19 protein-coding genes are annotated in these 19,523 nt (G+C 38.5%); 6 read left to right on the plus strand and 13 right to left on the minus strand.

The features are described from left to right. The first annotated feature begins 147 nt into the window (after positions 1-147). Entirely contained in the window at positions 148-1,041 is an 894-nt protein-coding gene (locus WH223_RS11615) for a J domain-containing protein (RefSeq protein WP_340047831.1), read from the plus strand. Between the two features lie 4 nt (positions 1,042-1,045). After that, positions 1,046-1,315 carry a chaperone modulator CbpM gene (locus WH223_RS11620; RefSeq protein ID WP_340047832.1) on the plus strand — a complete coding sequence of 90 codons (270 nt, stop codon included), beginning with the start codon at positions 1,046-1,048 and terminating at the stop codon, positions 1,313-1,315. 116 nt (positions 1,316-1,431) lie between these two features. On the opposite strand, the gene WH223_RS11625 is transcribed toward WH223_RS11620, so the two are convergent. The 3 genes from WH223_RS11625 to arfB all read right to left on the minus strand — a co-directional run bounded on the left by WH223_RS11625 (position 1,432) and on the right by arfB (position 3,706). Further along, a complete protein-coding gene (locus WH223_RS11625; protein ID WP_340047833.1) occupies positions 1,432-2,763 on the minus strand; it encodes a M56 family metallopeptidase in 1,332 nt (443 codons plus the stop codon). Between the two features lie 29 nt (positions 2,764-2,792). Further along, positions 2,793-3,161, minus strand: a complete 369-nt coding sequence (locus WH223_RS11630; protein ID WP_340047834.1) for a BlaI/MecI/CopY family transcriptional regulator — start codon at positions 3,159-3,161, stop codon at positions 2,793-2,795. Between the two features lie 140 nt (positions 3,162-3,301). Then, a complete protein-coding gene (gene arfB / locus WH223_RS11635; protein WP_340047835.1) occupies positions 3,302-3,706 on the minus strand; it encodes an alternative ribosome rescue aminoacyl-tRNA hydrolase ArfB in 405 nt (134 codons plus the stop codon). A 210-nt stretch (positions 3,707-3,916) separates the two neighbouring features. On the opposite strand from arfB, the gene bshA reads away from it, so the two are divergent. From bshA to WH223_RS11655, 4 genes are all read left to right on the plus strand, one after another. Beyond that, complete coding sequence (gene bshA / locus WH223_RS11640; RefSeq protein ID WP_340047836.1) at positions 3,917-5,053, plus strand: N-acetyl-alpha-D-glucosaminyl L-malate synthase BshA; 1,137 nt, start codon at positions 3,917-3,919, stop codon at positions 5,051-5,053. Positions 5,054-5,118: 65 nt separating this feature from the next. After that, the gene (gene pyrH / locus WH223_RS11645; RefSeq protein ID WP_340047837.1) at positions 5,119-5,823 is read left to right on the plus strand and encodes a UMP kinase; all 705 of its coding nucleotides are present in this window, start codon (positions 5,119-5,121) and stop codon (positions 5,821-5,823) included. Positions 5,824-5,850: 27 nt separating this feature from the next. Continuing rightward, positions 5,851-6,414, plus strand: coding sequence for a ribosome recycling factor (frr, locus tag WH223_RS11650; RefSeq protein WP_340047838.1), 564 nt, complete (start codon positions 5,851-5,853; stop codon positions 6,412-6,414). Positions 6,415-6,517: 103 nt separating this feature from the next. Continuing rightward, complete coding sequence (locus WH223_RS11655) at positions 6,518-7,501, plus strand: sugar phosphate isomerase/epimerase family protein (RefSeq protein WP_340047839.1); 984 nt, start codon at positions 6,518-6,520, stop codon at positions 7,499-7,501. A gap of 67 nt (positions 7,502-7,568) precedes the next feature. Here WH223_RS11655 and purE read toward each other — a convergent pair whose 3' ends face one another. From purE to WH223_RS11705, 10 genes are all read right to left on the minus strand, one after another. Further along, positions 7,569-8,078: a 5-(carboxyamino)imidazole ribonucleotide mutase gene (purE, locus tag WH223_RS11660; RefSeq protein WP_340047840.1), complete on the minus strand. Its 510-nt coding sequence runs from the start codon at positions 8,076-8,078 to the stop codon at positions 7,569-7,571. 3 nt (positions 8,079-8,081) lie between these two features. Further along, positions 8,082-9,224: a 5-(carboxyamino)imidazole ribonucleotide synthase gene (locus WH223_RS11665; RefSeq protein ID WP_340047841.1), complete on the minus strand. Its 1,143-nt coding sequence runs from the start codon at positions 9,222-9,224 to the stop codon at positions 8,082-8,084. A gap of 16 nt (positions 9,225-9,240) precedes the next feature. Beyond that, on the minus strand, positions 9,241-9,747 hold the full coding sequence (locus WH223_RS11670) for an NADH-quinone oxidoreductase subunit B (protein ID WP_340047842.1): 507 nt from the start codon (positions 9,745-9,747) through the stop codon (positions 9,241-9,243). 5 nt (positions 9,748-9,752) lie between these two features. Continuing rightward, positions 9,753-10,340, minus strand: coding sequence for an NADH-quinone oxidoreductase subunit A (locus WH223_RS11675; RefSeq protein WP_340047843.1), 588 nt, complete (start codon positions 10,338-10,340; stop codon positions 9,753-9,755). Between the two features lie 54 nt (positions 10,341-10,394). After that, a complete protein-coding gene (locus WH223_RS11680; RefSeq protein WP_340047844.1) occupies positions 10,395-13,205 on the minus strand; it encodes an MSCRAMM family protein in 2,811 nt (936 codons plus the stop codon). Between the two features lie 20 nt (positions 13,206-13,225). Beyond that, positions 13,226-14,299 (minus strand): hypothetical protein, encoded by a 1,074-nt coding sequence (locus WH223_RS11685; protein WP_340047846.1) that lies wholly within the window; start codon positions 14,297-14,299, stop codon positions 13,226-13,228. Continuing rightward, positions 14,283-15,101, minus strand: coding sequence for a fimbrial biogenesis chaperone (locus WH223_RS11690; RefSeq protein WP_340047847.1), 819 nt, complete (start codon positions 15,099-15,101; stop codon positions 14,283-14,285). Before WH223_RS11690 ends, WH223_RS11685 begins: the two co-directional genes overlap by 17 nt. A gap of 139 nt (positions 15,102-15,240) precedes the next feature. Further along, positions 15,241-15,867, minus strand: coding sequence for a hypothetical protein (locus WH223_RS11695; protein ID WP_340047848.1), 627 nt, complete (start codon positions 15,865-15,867; stop codon positions 15,241-15,243). Positions 15,868-16,497: 630 nt separating this feature from the next. Further along, complete coding sequence (locus WH223_RS11700; protein ID WP_340047849.1) at positions 16,498-17,025, minus strand: hypothetical protein; 528 nt, start codon at positions 17,023-17,025, stop codon at positions 16,498-16,500. Between the two features lie 403 nt (positions 17,026-17,428). Beyond that, on the minus strand, positions 17,429-19,204 hold the full coding sequence (locus tag WH223_RS11705; protein ID WP_340047851.1) for an aminopeptidase P family protein: 1,776 nt from the start codon (positions 19,202-19,204) through the stop codon (positions 17,429-17,431). Between the last annotated feature and the right edge of the window lie 319 nt (positions 19,205-19,523).

A 19,523-nucleotide genomic window follows, 5' to 3' on the forward strand; every position in this document is an offset into this window, starting at 1 on the left:
TATCCTATTTCCACCAGCTTAAACAAAGGATTAATGCCTAAAATAAAACAATAAACGAATCTATTTTGTTAACTTAGTAGTAATGGCTTAAGGCAGCATTTAATGCCTTGCTTGCACACAGATTATCCAACCCAAAGGGAAGCAAACATGGCTTTTGTAGACTATTATAAAACATTAGGCGTAGCCAAAACTGCTACACAAGACGAAATAAAAAAAGCTTATCGCAAATTAGCTCGGAAATACCATCCCGACCTAAACCCCAACGACGAAGAGGCGAAGAAAAAGTTTCAAGAACTTAACGAAGCCAATGAAGTACTCACCGATACCGAAAAAAGAAAAAAATATGATCAGTATGGTGAAAACTGGAAGCATGGAGAAGCTTATGGTCAACAACAACGTCAATCATCTGGAGGTCAACAAAACCCATTTGGGGGATTTGACTATTCTGGAAACTATGATACCGGAGAATTTTCGGACTTCTTTGAGCAAATGTTTGGTAGCCGTCGTGGTGGTGGTCGACAGACAAAGTTTAGAGGCCAAGACAGCCAAGCGGTATTATCCCTTACGCTACAGGAAGCCTATACAAAGCATGCACAAACTTTTACTATAAATGGTAAAAACATCCGTGTCACCATCCCTGCTGGTGTTGATGATGGACAGAAGATACGCTTAAAAGGTCAAGGGACAGAAGGTGCTAATGGGGGGCCTAACGGTGACCTTTATATTCAGATTAACATAAAACCTGACCCACAGTACCAACGCAAGGGGAATGATTTATACAAAACCCAAGAAATAGATCTATACAGCGCTATTTTAGGTGGTGAAACCATTGTCGACACTTTGGCGGGAAAAGTTAAAATACCACTAAAGGCAGGCACCCAAAACGGGACTAAAGTACGCCTTAAAGGAAAAGGCTTTCCTGTTTACCAAAAAGAAGGTGAATTTGGAGACCTATACATCACCCTAGAAGCAAAATTACCAACAACGCTCAACGACAAAGAGAAGGAACTATTTCAACAATTGGCTGATCTTAAAAAATAGCACCATGAAAAAGAGCTTAATCCGTATCCTAGACATTCGCACCTCTCATCATCAATTGGAAACGTCTTTTCTAAAAGAGCTTTCCGAATCGGGGCTGATAGATATTTTAAAAGAAAAAGACGAAGAGTACCTTGATGAGGAGCAACTACAGGCACTAGAGCAGTACAGCACCTGGTATTACGAACTTGAAATAAATATGCAAGGTATTCAGGTGGCACGGCAACTCCTCCAGAAGATTGAGCAGTTGCAAGAAGAAATCAAGAGATTACGGTAAATAAGCCTCTTTAACGATATAAAAAACGGTTATCCATTGGCACAACATCAAACATTGTACCCACGAATAACCGTTAACGAATTAGGTTTAAACTTTGCAATTACTCCGAAGAACCGCTAAGGTGTTAAGTCTAATGTCATTGGCAGCTGAAAAAGAGTACGCACCTTGCGACCATTTATTATTCCTGGATCCCAAGAATCTGATGTCTTTAATACTTCGATTAAAGCTTCTCCTGTACCATGACCAACATCCTGAACGACTTTAAAATCGTCGAGATCACCATTAATTCCCACTATAAAAGAAACTATTATTTGTCCTTTTACACCCGCATCAATTGCTGATTGTGGATAATTATAATGCGCACCGACCCATTTTCTAAAATCAGTAATTCCTTGTTTCGGTTTAGCCAATATCTCGGGATTATTGAAAACTCCACCTTTCTTATTTTCATCAGTCTTTTGACGACTCGTATCTTGTTTTTGCTCAACAAAGCTTTCTGGAACCACGTCTAGCGCTACCTTACGAGCTGTCTCCGTAGCACTATTCGCCTTATCGCTATCATCAGCCATAGTGAAGTTCCCTATTGGCAAATTCTTAGTAGCTACTTTATCTTCTAAACCATGAACCAATGCTTTTGCCTGACTCGTATTAAAAACAATAGTCGATAATGCCGTTAACAAAATAACAGGAGCAATAGTGACGTAAAGCCACTTTTTTTGTGTTTTCGTTTTATCTTTAAATAACATCATAATTCGATTTTTTAAAATAGATTGATTGGAAAACTCATGTAAAAAATGAACCGATTTAACCTGCATAGCTTGCGCAACCAGCAATTCAGCATAGCTAACTTTATCTTGGGAACACTGATCGTCTGCAATGCATTCATGCTGGAACTTAAGTTCCTTCAGATAAAAGTATAGTATGGGATTAAACCAATTGAACACACTCACCACTTCCAACAGTAAAATATCGTAACTATGCCCCTCCCGCACATGCACCTGCTCGTGCGCTGCAATAATTGGGCTACCCAAGTCCTGATCACCAAGTACGACACGGTGAAAAAAAGCAAAACTAAATGTACTTTTCTTACGGCCTACAAGGTAGGAAACATAAGCTAGGCGAAACAAGAGCCAAGCAAAACCGATGGTCACACCCGCCCAATACAGCATTTGCAATAGCATATGTAAAGAAATCTGAGATGTACTTACCCTCCCCATAACAACAGCTTCAGTCATCAAGGATGATAAATCAATAACCGGAAGTGTCTCCTTCATAAACCAACTGCTAGGAATCTTAATAAAAAGACCCACGGGAATAAGCAAAGAAACAAGTACAGCCCCTAAGAGATAAATCCTGTTTAGCTGAAAAAAGGTTAGCCTTCTGAAGAAAAGGATATATAGCAAATAACACAGCATAAGCGTGGTATTTACCAAAAGTAAATAAATCATAATTACGTCGTTTATAAGCTGGTTAGGCTTTATCTGTTTTTATTAATTATTTGCATAATCTCGTCAAGCTCTTTCACGTCCATCTTTTTTTCTTCCAAAAAGAAAGAAAGCATGCTTGTTGCCGAGTTGTTAAAATAGTTATGCAAAAGTTTTCCAGTGATTAATTTCTTATATTCTTCTTTCTGAATTTTTGGCAAATAGCGATGGCTTTTACCAAAAGCTTCATGCCCTACAAAACCCTTGGTCTCTAGGATACGTATAATAGTAGACACTGTGTTGTAAGCTGGTTTTGGTTCAGGCAGCTGCTCCATAATATCTTTCACAAATCCTCCTCCCATTTCCCAAAGCTGCTGCATAATCTGCTCTTCCGCTTTTGTTAGTTCTTTTAGTTCATTCATGACTTTATTAATTTGTGTAGACCTAGATCGTCTGTAATCGATTACACAATAAAGATATAACTAAAAACTTAGTTTTAAAACTAATTCTTTAGTTTGTTTTGAAAACAAACAACAAGTGGCTAACAAACAGATACTTAATTTTAAAAATCAACTTTCCCGCGATAAGATTTTTTCTGTGCCTGTTTCTTTTTACGATCTAATCGTTCCAAAATTTTGGATTTTGGAACTTTTGTTGCCTTACGGGGCTTGGCAACCGTCAAACCGGAATCTAAGAGATTAAAGAAACGTTCTAGAACAAGCTCTTTATTGCGCAGTTGGCTGCGATCGACAGATGATTCTAATTGGAATATGCCCTCTTTATTGATTCTATTTTTTAAGCGTTCTAACAAAAGTGATTTTTGCGAATCAGATAAAAAAGACGAAGCAGCGATATCCCATAGAAGAATAACTTTGGATTCTACTTTATTTACATTTTGCCCTCCTGGACCACCAGAACGGGCCGTTTTGTAGGATAATTCTGACAATATGCTTTCCTTGTTTATCATATACCAAAAGTAAAAATTTTATGGCATATTTTCTTGAATCTAATCCATGCGTAGCGCGATCAAAAAGCCGTTAGAAAATTTTGCACAATTATTGCAAACAGGTGAGTATATCCTGCTGAATTAACAGTTAATTTGTACCATTGAAATGCGCATATTTCAATAGGATATGACAACAACCTTAAAACGTATACAACAACAGAAAAAGAAGAGATGAAAATAGGCATAGTATGTTATCCCACTTTCGGTGGAAGCGGCGTCGTCGCAACGGAACTAGGCAAGGCCCTAGCCTCTAACGGCCATGAGATTCATTTTATCACATACTCACAGCCAGCTCGTTTAGACTTCTTTTCGGAGAATCTTTATTACCATGAAGTCGCTGTGGCGCAATACCCACTGTTTGATTTTTCACCCTATGAATCCGCATTAGCGAGTAAACTTGTTGATGTCGTACGTTTTGAAAAATTAGACGTCTTACACGTACATTATGCAATTCCACATGCCTCAGTAGCCTATTTAGCGAAACAGATATTAGCAACACATGGCATATACATTCCGGTTGTTACCACACTTCACGGTACAGACATTACGCTTGTCGGTAAAGACAAAAGCTTTAGCCCAGTCGTAACGTTCTCCATTAACCAGTCTGATGGAGTAACCACCGTCTCTGAAAACCTTAAGGAACAAACATTAGCGTCCTTCGATATCACAAGAGATATACAAGTAATTCCAAATTTTATTGACTTCACACGTTTCCATAATAAAAGTAAAGAACATTTTAAGCGTGCTATTGCTCCAGGAAATGAGCGTGTTTTAATGCACACCTCAAATTTCAGAAAAGTAAAAAATACAGGCGATGTGATTCGTATTTTCCACCAAGTAAACCAAGTTTTACCGAGCAAATTACTGATGGTGGGCGATGGCCCTGAGCGTAGAAATGCGGAAGAGCTAGCTCGTCAGCTAGGAATAAGCCACGATGTACGCTTCCTAGGTAAGCAAGATGCCATAGAAGAAATACTATCTGTTTCTGACTTATTCTTAATGCCTTCTTCTTCAGAAAGCTTTGGATTGGCAGCATTAGAGGCCATGGCCTGTTCGGTTCCTGTGATTTCTTCAAATACGGGAGGTCTTCCAGAACTTAATATTCAAGGAGAAAGCGGCTTCTTAAGTGATGTTGGCGATGTGGATGATATGGCTAAAAAAGCACTTTACATCCTGGAGGATTGCGACCGTCTTACGAAATTTAAAAACGCTGCATACTTGCGTGCGAAGGAGTTTGACATTGCTAATATCTTGCCGCTTTACGAGCGCTATTATGAAAGCGTTATCGCGGAAGCGAAAAAAGCTTAATAATATCCGCAGAAGCGTAAAAAAAGTTTTATCTTTGGCTTTTGGAAATGCCCCAAAAAACAATCATGAAATATAAACGTATCCTACTAAAACTCAGCGGAGAAGCCTTAATGGGCGAACAAAGTTATGGTATTGACATCAACAGAGTGATTCAATATGCTAACGATATCAAAGAAATTCACAGCCAAGGACTGGAAATAGCCATCGTTATCGGTGGTGGTAACATCTACAGAGGCCTTAGCGCTGAGAAATCAGGTATGGATCGCGTTCAAGCAGACTACATGGGTATGCTGGCAACAGTAATTAACAGTATGGCCTTGCAAGATGCTTTAGAAAAAGTAGGTTTAAAAACCCGCTTGCTAACCGCTATCAAGATGGAACAAATCTGTGAACCTTTTATCCGTCGTAGAGCAGTTAGACACCTTGAAAAAGGAAGGATTGTAATTTTTGGAGCTGGAACAGGTAATCCATATTTCACGACAGATACAGCGGCTTCGCTTCGTGCTATCGAGATTAATGCGGATGCTGTACTTAAAGGAACGCGTGTAGATGGTATCTATACTGCTGACCCTGAAAAAGACCCTACAGCACAACGTTACGACAAAATTAGCTTCCAAGAAGTGTATGCTAATGGGTTAAATGTAATGGACATGACGGCATTTACTTTGTGTCAAGAGAACAACTTACCTATTATCGTGTTTGATATGAACAAACCAGGCAATTTGAAAAGATTAGCGGAAGGTGAACATATCGGTACGGTAGTTAGTTAGTTAATTAAGAATTGAAAAAATAAAAATATGAATGAACTAATCTCCTTAGAACTAGATGACTGTAAATCGAGCATGGCGAAAGCTATCGCGCATACAGAATTTGAGTTTACAAAGATCAGAGCGGGTAAAGCCTCTCCTTCCATGTTAGATGGTATTTCTGTGGATTATTATGGTAACATGACAGCGATTTCTCAAGTGAGTAACATCAATACAACAGATGCGCGTACAATTGTTATCCAACCATGGGAAAAAAATATCATCGGCGCTATCGAGAAAGCAATCATTGATTCTAACATTGGTTTAAACCCACAAAATGATGGTATTGTAATTCGTTTATCAGTACCTGCTTTAACAGAAGAAAGACGTCGCGATTTAGTGAAAAAAGTGAAAGATGAGGCCGAGAAAGGACGCGTTGCTATTCGTAACATCCGTAAAGATGCCAATGAGTCTATCAAGAAATTGAAAAATGATGGTGTTTCAGAAGATGAAATCAAAACAGGCGAAGGTGAAGTTCAAAAATTAACTGACGCATTCATCGTTAAAGTAGATCAATTGATCGAATTAAAAGAAAAAGATATAATGACTGTTTAACCCTTCAGGTTTTACAAACAACGAAAAGGTCCTTTATTCATAAAGGACCTTTTTCATTTCAATATTTTTGCTTAAATTCATACACCAAGTAAAATAAAAGCCTATGAAACAAGAAAATAATAGTCGTAGAAATTTCATAAAACAGGCAGGGCTAGGCCTTTCCGCGGCTCTCTTTACACCCTATCTTTTTTCATGTGAAACCAACAAATCGGGAAACTCTCCCTTCCATAATTTAGGAATACAACTTTACTCCCTACGTGACCTTCTTGCTGAAGACCCGATAAAAACGTTAGAAACAGTTGCTAAGATTGGTTACAAGCATGTAGAAACATTTGGTTTAGATACAGCAAAAAGTAGCTTCTGGGGGCTATCCATCCCCGAATTGAAAAAGGTTTTAGATGATAATGGCTTAAAAACACATAGTGGCCATTATGATATGTCTACCTACCTAAAAAGAGGATCATCAACATCGGAGAGTATTGAAAAATATATCGAAGTAGCTCATGGACTAGGCCAGGAGTATATCGTAGCGCCAGTAACGCCTATGGACGACCTAAACAACCTGAAGGTTGAAGACTACCAATATGCAGCGGAGCGTTTAAATAAAGCGGGTGAGCTTTCTCAAAAATCAGGAATAAAAGCAGCCTATCATAACCATTTCTGGGAATTTAGAAACTTCGCCAATGGCACCAAAGGATTAGATATCCTTATTGCATTTACCGAAGCAGGTCTTGTCGACTTTGAGCTCGATCTATTCTGGATACAAAAAGCAGGATACAGCGCACAGTCGTACTTCGAGAAGTACCCTGGTCGCTTTAGCATGTGGCACGTGAAAGATATGGATAAGCAGTTCACCACACCTATCATCGGTGAACAATTTGATAAAGCAGACTTCATGGAAATCATGAAAAATATCCGCTACACGGAAGTCGGAACGGGAGCAATAGACTTTGTCAACATTGCACAGTATGCAAGCAAAGCAGGCTTGAAATATGCCTTTGTTGAGCAGGATGACATCTATATTCCTAATAAATTTGAAAGTATTAAGAAAAGCTTCACCTACATTCAGGAACATTTAGCTAAATAATAATAAAGGCGGCCTCAAGAGGTCGCCTTTATTCTATAAAAAGGTTTTGCTTCAACGAAGCAGAACATTAAAATTTCATCTGCTCTACCGCTGTAGCTGTTTCTTCAACTTTAGCCTTCAAATCAGCCTTAAAAGCTAAGATATTCTCCGCTACGCGAACATCGGATGTACCGATAATCTGTGCAGCTAAGATACCTGCATTCTTTGCTGCATTCAATGCTACCGTAGCAACAGGAATACCGTTAGGCATTTGTAAGATAGATAATATAGAATCCCAACCATCTATAGAGTTAGAAGATTTAACAGGCACACCTACTACAGGCAAATGCGTAATAGATGCCACCATTCCAGGAAGGTGAGCAGCACCACCAGCGCCCGCAATAATAACTTTTAAGCCACGCTCTGCCGCTGAAGTAGCGTAATCAAACATACGTTGTGGTGTGCGGTGTGCCGATACAATCGTCACCTCAAACGGAACTTGCAATACTTTTAATACATCAATCGCATCTTGCATAACAGGAAGATCTGATTGACTTCCCATAATAATACCAACCAATGGTTTATTTTCCAAACTCATATTTTATGCTTTAACTTTTAGTATTTCTTGAACCAAACGTGCATTTTTTATTGCTAACTCGCGGTCATCATTCACAATACACACATGTCCCATTTTGCGGAACGGTTTGGTATATTTTTTACCATATAAATGTACAAACACGCCCTCAATACGCAATGCGTCTTCTACCCCATCATATTTAGCTAAACCTTCATATTTAGGCTCACCCAACAGGTTAATCATTACGGCATTAGTGCGTGCAGCCGTAGAACCTAAAGGAAGATTGAAGATAGCACGTAAATGCTGCGCAAATTGAGAGGTAACATTACCTTCAATCGTTTGGTGGCCGCTGTTATGCGGACGAGGAGCTAACTCGTTAACCAAAATCTGACCATCTTTCGTTAGAAACATTTCGACAGCAAGTAGACCTACGATTTGTAAATCATTGGCAATCTTCTTAGCGATCTCATCAGCCTGCATCTGAATTTCAAAACTCAAGTTTGAAGGAGATATTAAAAACTCCACCAAATTTGCTTCCGGATTGAACTCCATCTCTACCAAAGGAAAGGTTGTTACATCGCCACGATCATTACGCGCAACAATAACCGCAATTTCTTTCTCAAAATCAACAAGTTCTTCAATAAGTGAAGGAGCCGTAAAAGCTGTTTCAAGGTCTTGCTCGGTACTTATTCTTTTCACTCCTTTACCATCATAGCCATCTCTACGAAGCTTTTGAATGTAAGGTAAGGCAATCGTTGTTTCAGCTAAGTTTTCTACGGATGATATCAATTGAAATCCTGCTGTAGGAATATTATTTTGTTTGAAGAACTGTTTCTGTAATCCTTTATCTTGAATAAGACGAATAACTCTAGACTGCGGATAAACAATCACTCCTTCGTCTTCAAGCTTCTCTAAAGCATCAACATTAACCTTTTCAATCTCAATTGTGATTAAATCCAGGTCCTTACCAAAGTTATAAACCGTATCAAAATCAGAAAGATCTCCGCATTCAAAACGGTTACACAGTTTACGGCATGGTGCGTTTTTATCAGGGTCCAAGATATGAACATTCACATTGAAATTAATGGCCTCTTGAATAAGCATTCGCCCTAATTGACCACCACCGAGAATCCCTAATTGTAGATCCCCATAAAAATCCTTTGCCATATTTAATTTAAGTATATTAAGCGTTTTCAGGAAAAAATTTGTCCTGAAGTATATTTTCTGTTTCTATTTTCTTTTGTAATTCCAAAAAGGCACCAATTAATGCCTCTGGACGTGGAGGGCACCCTTGTACATATACATCCACAGGAATAATTTTATCTACCCCTTTTACCACATGATAGCCATGCTGCCAATAAGGACCTCCACAATTGGAGCAAGAGCCCATTGATATCACATATTTCGGCTCCGGCATTTGCTCATAGAGCGTACGAATACGATCGGCCATTTTAAAGGTTACCGTTCCCGCAATAATCATCACATCAGATTGACGTGGTGAAGGGCGTGGGAAAACACCAAACCTATCTAAATCGTAGGTCGATGCCATCGCTCCCATCATCTCAATGGCACAACAAGCAATACCAAAACTAACAGGCCACATGGATGAAAGACGAGCCCAATTCAGCAAATCGTCCATCTTGGCGATAATTACACCTCCACTTTGTTGTTGATTATTAGCGTTACTCATCTTCCTTAATTGTTGCTTTTAAACTTTGGACGAAAGCCCAATCCTCCTGATGCTTTAGCAGGAGCTAAAGTAGTTTCTTCAACAGCTGTCGCCTCGGTTTGTTTATAGTTACGGATAGCATAGGTCATGCTATTGATCGCTCCATAAGCAGTAGCAGGGATACCTATTTTCACGGTAGGTCGCTGATGCTGAGGTTTTACCCATGCTATATCTCCTCTTTTCCAAACATAAAGCAAGCCGACAACGAGAATACCTAGAAAAATAGCCATCTCCACTAAAGTAAACCATCCCCAACGACCATCGGCAGCTACTAACTCGGCATCACCAAACACTGTGGCCCAAGGGAACACAAATATTAGCTCTACATCAAAAAGCAAGAAAACTAAGGCGATAACGTAAAAACGAGGATTGATTTGTACCCATGCACTACCTGTAGGTTGTTCCCCACATTCATATGTACTGAGCTTGATTGGATTAGGCTTCTTAGGTGAAATAAACCGTGCTAAGAATATGGTTGCACACACCAATAGCGCACCTATTATTGCTATTAATAGTATTTTACCATATTCGGACAGTTGCGCGGGGTCATCCATAATGAAGCAAAGTTAAGCATTATTTCCGGAGTTCATAATTGCGAATTGCAAAATTTATCGAACACCGAAACGCTTAACCTCCACTTTCTTAGCTTTAACATCAATAACAAAAGGCTCCAAGGTATAGGACTTACTTACTTCAACACTCATTTTTTGTTGATTGAAGTTAATAAACATATTTGCTGGAATAGAAGCAACATCCACATAGAACGTATACTCCCCTTGCGGCAAATTGAATTCAAAATCTCCCGTTTGGCTACTTTTCACCTCAAAACTACGCCCTTGGTCATCCTCCGCCATAATTTTATAACCATCCAGATTTAGGTCCACCTCCATACTTAGGTTCGGGTCAAAATTAATCGTTATGCTACCTTTTACAATGGCAATTTTTTGAAGAGGTACCTCAACGAGTAGTGAAGAAGAGTTAATCTCCACACGCTTAGTAACCCCCTGATAGCCATTACGCATAGGAAAAAAGAGAGCATACTCGCCATATGGCATTTTATTGAAGGTTGCATGTCCTTTGCGGTTGGTTATGAAAAGAACATTACGTACCGTGAAATTGAAGCTATCAGCGATTTCATCGCCTGCATCAAACACATTATTGTTATTATTATCGTAAAAACAGAATACTTTCATGTTTCCTGTTTTCTCGGTAGGAAGATCCAGGTTTTTACCTTTAAGGTTTTGTCTTACACCAATACGGAAGTTGCTATATGAATAATCATACCCTGTAGGGCCTTTCGTATAGGTATATTGCAGCGAGCTGGTAACCATAGTGTTTGTCGCCACACGGTAGCTACCATTAACATTTGTAGCATAACCATTCCCAGATATCGGTGCAAAACTTGCCGACGAGTTAGCGGACCATACAAACTTACGACGGAAGAAAGCCCCCGAGTAAGAAGCACCAACCGTAAAACGGTCCTCATCTTCTCGTCCTAGGCGGATACTATTAATGAGTTCATACACCTGAAATGCACCACGCTGGTAGGTTCCAAAAAGGCCTAATCCTTTATAGCCGTAAGAGAAATTCCCTCGAAAGACAAACTTATCTTTCAACTCATCTTCCACGGAAATTAAACCAGCTTCTGTAGTCAAATACAAATTATGCTTATAGCTACGTGAACGTAAATTCACACTACTCATAAATTGTAAAGAGCGTGAAGTAAGATTTGAAACCTGATTATTTAACAAAAATTGGCCAGACTCTTTACTCCAATAAGGTTGCATATTCCAGTTGAAGAATGACGATACCGGTATATTTATGCTGACGTCAACACGCGAGTTTGTGCTTTTAAATGTATTAAAATACTTACTCACAAACTCAGGGCTATACTCAAAATAGGAATATCCTAAACTGTAATTCCCTTTACCTATATTACGACTTATGCGCTCCATTAACTGAAATACCCCTCTTCTATTTCCGGTATAGTAACCAGTACTGAAAAAGTTATCACTAGAGTAGCTCCATTTATCAATGCGCCCATTTGCTTTTAAACCAAAAGCTCCTGAAGGCTGAGTTGCATTCGTGCGCACATCGTTAGCAAAAGAACTGTAAAGACCTCCACCAATAAAACCAGTAAGTTTTAAATTCTTATCATAGTCCTTAGGCAGTAAGTCAAAAGTATTGGCAAATAGAAAACTTCGGGTACTATCTGAGTTATCTTTGGAATAGACAACTTGTCCGTCGTAAGCCTTACGTCCATCCTCTTGCGCGCCCAACATCAATCTGCTAAAAGCGGAAAAGCCTAAACTCCCATTATTATAGAAACCCAATAAATCGTTGGATTTCTCAATGAAACCCGCAGATACTTTATTTGTTTTATCCTCATTCCAATAGGCGACTTTTGCTCCTCTACCATAAATTGAAATTTCATCGCTCTCTTGTATGTTTCCTAAAGTAGCTTGCATCTGTCCTTGTTCAAACTCAACAAACGTACTATTGATATTAGGGTTGCTACCAAAATCTCCAAATTGTGTTCCACTAAAACTATAACGCAGCTTACCATCTCCAAGGCGATAAGCACCTTCCGAACGTAAATAGTACATCGACCGAGAGTCAAACGGATTATTAACTTGAAAATCTACAAAGTTACGTGAGTAGACCGTTTCATTGCTTTCTACACGAAACATCTTTTGGAAATTCCGATCGGATGAGATATTTGAAAACAGAATAGAAGCATTACCAAAGACATCACTATTTGAGTAAATACCTGTTATACGCACCGTGTACTGAGCGAGGTTTAGCATATAGCGCTCCACAACAAAAGAAAACTGTAGTAAGGAGTCTTGTCCAGATCTCAAACTGATAGGCATCGCTTTAAAGTTACGATCACCAATACGGTCAGGAGAAGAAAAAAGAATGTTAACCTGCTCATCCGTCGTTCCATTATTTACGACTTGTAGCTTAACATGAATAGAGTCACCAACTTGCCTAAAGTACTGTAATGGTGAAACATCTTGAATAAAAACCGATCTTTTCTCAGGTACATCAAGCTGTACCGTTCGTTGTAAGACCATCTTTTGGTCTAAATTGCGAAGTTCTAAATTAAGCTGTTTTTTCTTTAAGCTAGACAAAGCCACTGTCGTCAATCGTAAAGCTATAAAGCGTTTTTTTCCAGCATCTATATGTACCGAAATCTGCTCGCCAACAATACTGGTCAACTCTTTAGGCAACTTTAAGAAAAGAGTACCTTTAAAATCTTCTTGTGTATCATTTTGCAACATGATATCTACCGTATTTAAACCACGATTTAGTGTAATAGTAGGTTCTACGGTAAGACTTATACCAGACTGTGCCTTAACTGGCGTTAAGCCAAAAAAGGTAAGCGAAAGAAATAAAAAGTAAAGAGGAAATTTCATAATTGCAATACCACTAAAGCCTACTTAGGCAATAATAGATAAAGTAGAGATAATGCATACTCCCCAGTTTTAACAGATGTAACCTGTTCTGGCGTCAACTTAGCTCTATAATTTAAATCAAAATATTGTGCATTCTTCTTATCCACGGAAGTTCCTGACAACAGTACTTTCTCTGTTGTACTAAGCTGTATTACCGGATTACTCGTCACGGGCCTTGCCCCTGTTCCAGGCGTCAGCTGTGTATTCAAGATAGATAATGGCAAAGAACCACCACCTGTACGTGCCAACTCTGTATCTAAAGCTTTTACACGAAGTTCAAAATTCGTCTTCGCATTAACCTTAACGGCATCCTTTAGCAATAAAGAAACACCTTCTTTGTAATCTTTCGTACTCACAAAGCGTAAAATAGCATTGCTAGCTTCCGCTCCCAATTGAAGGCTATACTCGGGCTCGACATCCACCATATTCCCATCCGACAATTTAGGCGCTATCTGCACATTAAACAATAAGGGTTGAGCTGGGCCTACAGGTTTCTTTTGCGAATCATAAAGCTGAAATACCAACGGAATATTATACGTGATATACGTCCATTGGTCTAAACCACTCTGGAAGTCATCTAAATATTTACCTTGAAGGACGCGGAAATGATTCTCAATAAGAAATTGTCCAAAACCAGTTAATGGCGCTTGCGAATTCGTCACTAAGAACACTTCACTAGCTTCATTTAGAATAATCTCACCGGTATTAACCCCAATACTCTGTGGGCTAATTCGTTGGTAGTTATTCATATTCCAAGTGAAACTAAGCTTATTCAAAGGGAACATTTTTCCACTTCGGCTAGGTCCACCCTCACGAATCGTAACAGGAGAAGCTAATCGAACAGAAAGAGACCATTTCTGTAGATTATAAGCAGCATCATCAATATCAAACTGAAAAACAGTAGATCGTTCTAAGGTTTGATAACCTAAGTAAGAGGTAACCTGATAGAATGATTTTGGCGAGTAGAAATTTTGCCGTATCTGTGCATAAGTAGCAGAGATAAAACATAAACAGCTCCCAAAAACAAGGAAAGTATTTTTAATGAGGTGGTTCATAGCTAAATTCCAATTCTCCCGCTTTCACGAGTTGTTGATTTCCATAAAAAAGCATAATCGAAGCTAAATAATTACCCTTAGGTAAGTCTTTAGGAATCTCAATATAGCTTTTACGCATATCTCCCGGTAAGGCATAAAAAGATGAATTTGCCAAGCTTACTTTTTTTCCAGTCTCCTGATTTAAAAGTTCAGCACGCATCTGTCCTTCTAGCCAAATATTACCTGTAATCTCGTAGCCTAATTCTAAAAAGCTACCTACGCTATCTGTTTTTATATACTGTAAATCCCTAATTTCTAAATCAGGACGATCCATTCCGTTGAAACGGTGATATACTTTCACGCCTGATCGCAAAGCGATACGGATATTAGCACCATCACGTTGATTGCCCTCTTTAGGGTTAAGTTGCGTCACAAAAAGCATCGCTGTATGTACAGGTAAGCTACCGGTATACGTCAACTCACGAGGAACGAGCATATTAACCTGTAATGTTTTCGTTTCTCCTGGTTTCAACGCAAAGAATGGCTCAGATACAGACAACCAATTGGCACAACTTTTAGCCAATGTTCCTTTTGGGTATAACACGTTATCACCATATTCACTGTAGTCCCAATCTTCCATAGAAGCAGCCAACTCAAGCGTGTAGTCTTTGCTCGGATTGGTCACATCGACTGTTAAGCTCTGACTTTGTCCACCATTGGCCACAAAGTATAGACGCGGCGGACCAACACTAAGACCTGTTTGCGCAGTAGCAAATAAAGTTTGAATAAGCAGTACAGATAAGGCGATAAGGATACGTGTCATGGTATAATGTATGTGTGTTTCTTAAGCAAAGATACCAAAGAAACCGAAAGTCTTTATTCAAAGGATAAGAAAAAGCAAGTGTTTTTGGCACTTGCTTTTTTTAATGTGGTTAGAAATAGCGCTTGTGATTAAAGGCTATTTAGTCAGCTAAGATACTGTACGTTACATTCACGGTGTAACGAGCACCAATAGCATTGTTTTGACCTAAGAAACTTTTTACTTCAGCAGTGTTTAAAGCTCTAGCTGCATACTCTACATTTAAACCAAAACCAACAACTGATTCAGTCGAGTTTGAGTTACCAAGTGTGTAAACAACTTCACCTTTTGCAGTAGTACCATTTTTACCATTGTTAACTTGGTTGATTTTTCCGTTAAGAGCAGCGATGTTAACACCGTTACCTTGATTACCAACTTTTACCGTTACAATTTCTCCAGCCATTTCAGGAACACCTTCACCTGAAGTTCTCTGTAAATTTCTTGAATCTGCAGTAGCAAAAATCTTGTAACCTGTACCTACAGAAGTTACTTTCAAGTGGTTAGCAATATCCTTCTTAACACCCGTAGCGTAGTCAGAAGCCGTACGGTATACTAAGTTTACCGCATCTTTTTGCTCTAAACCATTATCAGTTTTGTCTAATGTAGAGTTGTCAACCTCGATAGAAAACGCTGGGTTTAATACTACGTTAACTTTTACATTACTTGTTTGCGCTTTTGCACCTGCGATAGAAAGGCAAACTGCTGCTGCCAAAATAAGTCCTTTTTTCATTTTCTTTTTAACAATTACGTTCATCTTGTTTTTAACTAACAGGACAAAATTATCTATTCACAAGACCCGAAAGGTATAAAAAACGACACCAGAAATATAAAAAGGTGTTGCAACATCAACCTACATTGTCGGAAACCGTGTTTAAACACGCTGTGCCCACTTTTTAGGTCGTTGTTATGACACCAAAAATCGGACTGCAAAAAATATTTTGTAGATGTAAACCTACGGCTCAATCAACCTAGCCCAAAAAGAGTATAAAAAACGGTCGAAAACGAGGAGAAAAATAGGTTAAGAAGGGGGCTTCAACAGCAATAAAAAGCATAAAACAGAAAAATACAGCCGTAATTTTTTATACTTCTGATCAGAAGAAACCTAAAAATAAAGAATTAAAGGCTCTTAAAATTGAACCAGACAGAAGAAAAGCCCCATACTTTAGGCTATTACATAATAACTCCCTTAATCAGACAATGCCATCCTAACAAGCAAATGGTATAGCTATAAAAAGGAGATGCGCCACTGATTCATCAGTGACGCATCTCCTTTTGTAGTTAACGAGACTAAATATGTTTATGCTAAATCCATAACCTTACTGTACTATAAAAATAGAAAAGAGGACTAAGGTCCTCTTTTCTATTTTGCTTCAATGCTATACATCACAATATTTGTAAACGTGTTGGTTTTACCCATTTCACTAAATAATATCAATTCATTATTTCCAGGACCTCTATAAGTCACATCGAACTTCTGATTCATAATCGGGTTGTCGCCCGTAATCAAAGAGCTTTCATCTAAACCTAATAGGCGTTGTTCTGTATTAATACCTGGCGTTTCTTCAACAGCTTTTGCGCTTACTCTAACATTAGGCAAATGGATACGACGTGCTACATCAGCTCCTATCTGAACAAAATCTTCATTGGCAACTTTCACTTTCACAACAAAAGGACCTGTACTGAATACATTTAAGTGTTCTTTTTGAACAACTTCAACCCCTTTACTATAATCTTCAACAGTATTATAGGTTAAGGTCGTAGTCTCTTGAGTCGGGTTTACCGTTAAATTCTGAACGTGATTTAACACGATATTAAGTCGAACAGATGTTTGTCCGTTCACAACTAAACCACAGATAAAAAATACTAATGTTAATAAATAATTTCTCATAGCACAATAATTTAACCTAACTCACATGTAAAACTCACAATGTAAATATCAACATTTTTTAAGCTAAAAAGTTTGTTTTTCACGCATTATATAAAGTGATTTTCGTCACTTTTTTTTCAAAAGTACATCTTATTTTCCAATAAACAAGTGGACTACAGTATCATTAAACACATTTCATCTATTTTGATAAAATCTAAATAATCTAACAATCAAATAATTAATATCAAAAAAAACACTTAAAAACAGTTTAGAAAATAAAAATGCAATAATTTCTTAACAGTGATTTTTTTTTCAATAAACGATTGTTTATTTACAATACATGCCAAAAAGAGCCATCTTAAACTAAGATGGCTCTTTTACTACTTATATGTACCGCTAAATAGCCGTATTAGACGACTCCTATTTATATCGCTTGTGTTTTCTCTTTCAACCAATTTCTTTCATCTTCTGAAAGCTGATCAGCTAACTTTTCAAATACCCAAGCATTATATTTATTCAACCAGTCTATATGTTTTTGATCAAGCAAAGAGGCGTCAACCAAATCTGTAGCGATATAACAAATCGTCAATGTTTCAAAAGACATAAAATCACCAAACTGTGTATTTGCTAATGATTTACTTAAAACGAGGTTTTCAATACGGATACCATAATGTCCCTCACGGTACAAACCTGGCTCAATAGAGGAAATCATGCCTTCTTCAATAGCGATATCTACATTGGCAGCATTAAATACTTGCGGTCCTTCATGCACATTCAAGAAGAAACCAACACCATGCCCTGTTCCATGCCCATAGTTACGTAGGTTTTCCCATAATGGTCTACGCGTAATAGCATCAATTTGATAACCACGCGTACCTTTAGGAAAAATAGCCATAGAGCCTTCAATAGTACCTTTCAATACAAGTGTATAATCCACCTTCTCTTCAGCCGTGATATTACCTAGAGAAACAACACGTGTGATATCTGTTGTACCATCTTTATATTGACCTCCAGAATCTACTAATAATAAACCACTAGGTTTCAAAGTAGCATTACTTGTATCAGTTGCTTTATAATGAGGCAAAGCCCCATGCTCAAGATAACCGGCAATAGTATCGAATGAGATATCCACAAAGCCATCCGCTAAAGCACGTATGCTTTGTAGCTTGTCTGCAATTGAAATCTCACTTAGCTGTTCCGTAGGCACTTCCTCTTCCAGCCATTTGAAAAATTTAGTTAGCGCCACACCATCCTTAATCATAGCACTGCGCGTATGCGCGATTTCCACTTGATTTTTGGATGCCTTTAATAAGGTAGAAGGATTCATCGCTTCAACGATAGTCACCTCCGCAGGAACTGCGTCGAATAAAGAAAAACAAGTCTTTTTAGAATCCAAAAGAATACGTTTAGCATCCAGCGCTTTGATGGTTGCGAAAGCCTCTTCATAAGCCACAACTTGTACGTTAGCAGCTGCTAAGCTTGCTAAATCTGCCGCACTTAACTTCTCCTTATTGATAAACAACTTGTTTTCATTGCCCTGAACCAATAAGAACCCTAAAACAACAGGATTACAAGGGACATCCTGACCACGAATATTTAAGATCCACGCTAAGTCATCCAATGATGAAACAAAGTGGGCATCTGCATCCTTGGCTTTCAACACTTCACGAATTTGTGTTAATTTATCAACTGTTGATAATCCTACCGCAGCCACATCCAGCAAGTAGGCTTTTGCCGTAGGCAGGCTTGGGCGTCCCTCCCAAATAGCGTCCAACAAATCTACATGCCCATCAACTTGAATACCTTTTGGTACTAAGGCACTTTGAATAGCCTGTGCTACCGCTACAGAAGCCAAATTACCATCAAAAGCGACAGTCGCTCCAGTAGGGAGTTTAGCAGCCAACCACTGTGCATACTCTGCGGCTCCTTGTGCCTTAAGCTTCACCAATTCAAAACCAGTACCTGCCAACTGCTCATTGGCCTGTACAAAATAGCGTGAATCAGTCCACAAGCCTGCAAAGTCTTGTGTAACGGCCAAAGTTCCTGCCGACCCGGTAAAACCAGAAGTCCAGCTTATACATTTATAGCGATCAGGTAGATACTCACTTATATGTGGGTCAGAAGAAGGTATAACGTAAGCGTCAATTCCTTTTGCTTTCATAGCGCTTCGTAAAGCGCTTAATTTTTCAACATGTGTCATCCCAAAAATATTCGATTACAATTGCAAGGTAAAGATATGTGCTGACTATCGCAACAGCCAAAATCAAGATAAACAAAAGAACATAAATAGAGGAAGAACATCAGTTCATGCACCTATTTACTTAAAAGACACACGTAATAACAGGAAAAGAGAAAACCCTCCCCCTCTAAAGACCACAAAGAGTTAGATATACAGAAAATGATTTGTACATTGCGCAGCTAAAAAAACACAAAGACCAACTATTGGAATACATCTCAACAGCCATAAATGCTAGCATATTTTTACAATAAAAAAGCAACCATAGCATGGTCATTGTGCA

Source organism: Sphingobacterium sp. MYb382 (assembly GCF_037572665.1).
In the GTDB taxonomy this organism is placed as follows: Bacteria; Bacteroidota; Bacteroidia; order Sphingobacteriales; family Sphingobacteriaceae; genus Sphingobacterium.

Bases quoted from the DNA above. Each gene is read 5' to 3' on its own strand.
- WH223_RS11690 (WP_340047847.1), bottom strand. From the start codon at position 15,101: ATGACACGTATCCTTATCGCCTTATCTGTACTGCTTATTCAAACTTTA.
- WH223_RS11670 (WP_340047842.1), bottom strand. From the start codon at position 9,747: ATGAGTAACGCTAATAATCAACAACAAAGTGGAGGTGTAATTATCGCC.
- arfB (WP_340047835.1), bottom strand. From the start codon at position 3,706: ATGATAAACAAGGAAAGCATATTGTCAGAATTATCCTACAAAACGGCC.
- WH223_RS11655 (WP_340047839.1), top strand. From the start codon at position 6,518: ATGAAACAAGAAAATAATAGTCGTAGAAATTTCATAAAACAGGCAGGG.
- pyrH (WP_340047837.1), top strand. From the start codon at position 5,119: ATGAAATATAAACGTATCCTACTAAAACTCAGCGGAGAAGCCTTAATG.
- WH223_RS11620 (WP_340047832.1), top strand. From the start codon at position 1,046: ATGAAAAAGAGCTTAATCCGTATCCTAGACATTCGCACCTCTCATCAT.
- bshA (WP_340047836.1), top strand. From the start codon at position 3,917: ATGAAAATAGGCATAGTATGTTATCCCACTTTCGGTGGAAGCGGCGTC.
- WH223_RS11630 (WP_340047834.1), bottom strand. From the start codon at position 3,161: ATGAATGAACTAAAAGAACTAACAAAAGCGGAAGAGCAGATTATGCAG.
- WH223_RS11695 (WP_340047848.1), bottom strand. From the start codon at position 15,867: ATGAAAAAAGGACTTATTTTGGCAGCAGCAGTTTGCCTTTCTATCGCA.
- frr (WP_340047838.1), top strand. From the start codon at position 5,851: ATGAATGAACTAATCTCCTTAGAACTAGATGACTGTAAATCGAGCATG.
- purE (WP_340047840.1), bottom strand. From the start codon at position 8,078: ATGAGTTTGGAAAATAAACCATTGGTTGGTATTATTATGGGAAGTCAA.
- WH223_RS11675 (WP_340047843.1), bottom strand. From the start codon at position 10,340: ATGGATGACCCCGCGCAACTGTCCGAATATGGTAAAATACTATTAATA.
- WH223_RS11625 (WP_340047833.1), bottom strand. From the start codon at position 2,763: ATGATTTATTTACTTTTGGTAAATACCACGCTTATGCTGTGTTATTTG.
- WH223_RS11705 (WP_340047851.1), bottom strand. From the start codon at position 19,204: ATGACACATGTTGAAAAATTAAGCGCTTTACGAAGCGCTATGAAAGCA.
- WH223_RS11615 (WP_340047831.1), top strand. From the start codon at position 148: ATGGCTTTTGTAGACTATTATAAAACATTAGGCGTAGCCAAAACTGCT.
- WH223_RS11680 (WP_340047844.1), bottom strand. From the start codon at position 13,205: ATGAAATTTCCTCTTTACTTTTTATTTCTTTCGCTTACCTTTTTTGGC.
- WH223_RS11665 (WP_340047841.1), bottom strand. From the start codon at position 9,224: ATGGCAAAGGATTTTTATGGGGATCTACAATTAGGGATTCTCGGTGGT.
- WH223_RS11700 (WP_340047849.1), bottom strand. From the start codon at position 17,025: ATGAGAAATTATTTATTAACATTAGTATTTTTTATCTGTGGTTTAGTT.
- WH223_RS11685 (WP_340047846.1), bottom strand. From the start codon at position 14,299: ATGAACCACCTCATTAAAAATACTTTCCTTGTTTTTGGGAGCTGTTTA.